This window comes from Cytobacillus massiliigabonensis (genome assembly GCF_900199725.1).
In the GTDB taxonomy this organism is placed as follows: domain Bacteria; phylum Bacillota; class Bacilli; order Bacillales; family Cytobacillaceae; genus Cytobacillus; species Cytobacillus massiliigabonensis.
The window spans coordinates 563,541-566,040 of the sequence record NZ_LT904903.1 but is presented as its reverse complement, the minus strand read 5'-3'; the positions used below and the strand labels follow the sequence as shown (position 1 = coordinate 566,040).

General features: G+C 52.0%; 1 rRNA gene and 3 other annotated features (1 of these 4 running past the window's edge). The gene reads right to left on the bottom strand.

Annotated elements, in window-relative coordinates:
• A 23S ribosomal RNA gene (locus tag C1726_RS08950) occupies nt 1-836 on the bottom strand; it reaches 2,002 nt to the left of the window's first position.
• 330 nt (nt 837-1,166) lie between these two features.
• Nucleotides 1,167-2,141: a sequence feature (most likely nonfunctional fraction of RNA operon), on the bottom strand.
• An 11-nt stretch (nt 2,142-2,152) separates the two neighbouring features.
• Nucleotides 2,153-2,295, bottom strand: a sequence feature (16S ribosomal RNA rRNA prediction is too short).
• 53 nt (nt 2,296-2,348) lie between these two features.
• Nucleotides 2,349-2,498 (bottom strand) — a sequence feature (16S ribosomal RNA rRNA prediction is too short).
• Nucleotides 2,499-2,500: the final 2 nt, after the last annotated feature.

Sequence of the window (2,500 nt, the reverse complement as noted above, 5' to 3'; positions counted from 1 at the left end):
ATTGGAATTTCTCCGCTACCCACACCTCATCCCCGCACTTTTCAACGTGCGTGGGTTCGGTCCTCCATTCAGTGTTACCTGAACTTCAACCTGGACATGGGTAGATCACCTGGTTTCGGGTCTACGACCACATACTCATTCGCCCTATTCAGACTCGCTTTCGCTGCGGCTCCGTCTATTCAACTTAACCTCGCATGTAATCGTAACTCGCCGGTTCATTCTACAAAAGGCACGCTATCACCCATTAACGGGCTCTAACTACTTGTAGGCACACGGTTTCAGGATCTCTTTCACTCCCCTTCCGGGGTGCTTTTCACCTTTCCCTCACGGTACTGGTTCACTATCGGTCACTAGGGAGTATTTAGCCTTGGGAGATGGTCCTCCCTGCTTCCGACGGGATTTCTCGTGTCCCGCCGTACTCAGGATCCACTCTGGAGGGAACGAAGTTTCAACTACAGGGCTTTTACCTTCTCTGGCCGGCCTTTCCAGACCTGTTCATTTACCTCGTTCCTTTGTAACTCCGTGTAGAGTGTCCTACAACCCCAAGAGGCAAGCCTCTTGGTTTGGGCTAATCCCGTTTCGCTCGCCGCTACTCAGGGAATCGCGTTTGCTTTCTCTTCCTCCGGGTACTTAGATGTTTCAGTTCCCCGGGTCTGCCTTCATTACCCTATGTATTCAGGTAAAGATTCTATCCCATTACGGATAGAGGGTTCCCCCATTCGGAAATCTCCGGATCAAAGCTTACTTACAGCTCCCCGAAGCATATCGGTGTTAGTCCCGTCCTTCATCGGCTCCTAGTGCCTAGGCATTCACCGTGCGCCCTTTCTAACTTAACCTACTTCGACCAACAATCAGCTTCGAATCTCTGAGTCAGCTCTCTCACTCCGCTCCTCACGTACTGAGTACGCTCCGGTGCCGTTCGGTCGCTTCCTTGATCTTCTCGCTGCTTGTTGCCCTCATGGTTTGTGCTCTTATTTCGTTTTAAAACTAAAACTTCCATAAGAGAAAACTAAGATGGCGATTACTCGGTTATTCTTCTTTATATACATTATCTAGTTTTCAAAGAACAAACTTATATGAGAGAATTGCTCTCTCAAAACTGAACGAACAATGAAACGTCTTTTAATGAAGTTAGACTTCATTTCATCCTTAGAAAGGAGGTGATCCAGCCGCACCTTCCGATACGGCTACCTTGTTACGACTTCACCCCAATCATCTGTCCCACCTTAGGCGGCTGGCTCCTTGCGGTTACCCCACCGACTTCGGGTGTTACAAACTCTCGTGGTGTGACGGGCGGTGTGTACAAGGCCCGGGAACGTATTCACCGCGGCATGCTGATCCGCGATTACTAGCGATTCCGGCTTCATGCAGGCGAGTTGCAGCCTGCAATCCGAACTGAGAATGGTTTTATGGGATTGGCTAAACCTCGCGGTCTTGCAGCCCTTTGTACCATCCATTGTAGCACGTGTGTAGCCCAGGTCATAAGGGGCATGATGATTTGACGTCATCCCCACCTTCCTCCGGTTTGTCACCGGCAGTCACCTTAGAGTGCCCAACTGAATGCTGGCAACTAAGATCAAGGGTTGCGCTCGTTGCGGGACTTAACCCAACATCTCACGACACGAGCTGACGACAACCATGCACCACCTGTCACTCTGTCCCCCGAAGGGGAAAGTCCTATCTCTAGGATTGTCAGAGGATGTCAAGACCTGGTAAGGTTCTTCGCGTTGCTTCGAATTAAACCACATGCTCCACCGCTTGTGCGGGCCCCCGTCAATTCCTTTGAGTTTCAGCCTTGCGGCCGTACTCCCCAGGCGGAGTGCTTAATGCGTTTGCTGCAGCACTAAAGGGCGGAAACCCTCTAACACTTAGCACTCATCGTTTACGGCGTGGACTACCAGGGTATCTAATCCTGTTCGCTCCCCACGCTTTCGCGCCTCAGCGTCAGTTACAGACCAGAGAGTCGCCTTCGCCACTGGTGTTCCTCCACATCTCTACGCATTTCACCGCTACACGTGGAATTCCACTCTCCTCTTCTGCACTCAAGTCTCCCAGTTTCCAATGACCCTCCCCGGTTGAGCCGGGGGCTTTCACATCAGACTTAAAAGACCGCCTGCGCGCGCTTTACGCCCAATAATTCCGGACAACGCTTGCCACCTACGTATTACCGCGGCTGCTGGCACGTAGTTAGCCGTGGCTTTCTGGTTAGGTACCGTCAAGGTACCGCCCTATTCGAACGGTACTTGTTCTTCCCTAACAACAGAGTTTTACGATCCGAAAACCTTCATCACTCACGCGGCGTTGCTCCGTCAGACTTTCGTCCATTGCGGAAGATTCCCTACTGCTGCCTCCCGTAGGAGTCTGGGCCGTGTCTCAGTCCCAGTGTGGCCGATCACCCTCTCAGGTCGGCTACGCATCGTCGCCTTGGTGAGCCGTTACCTCACCAACTAGCTAATGCGCCGCGGGCCCATCTGTAAGTGATAGCCGGAGCCATCTTTCA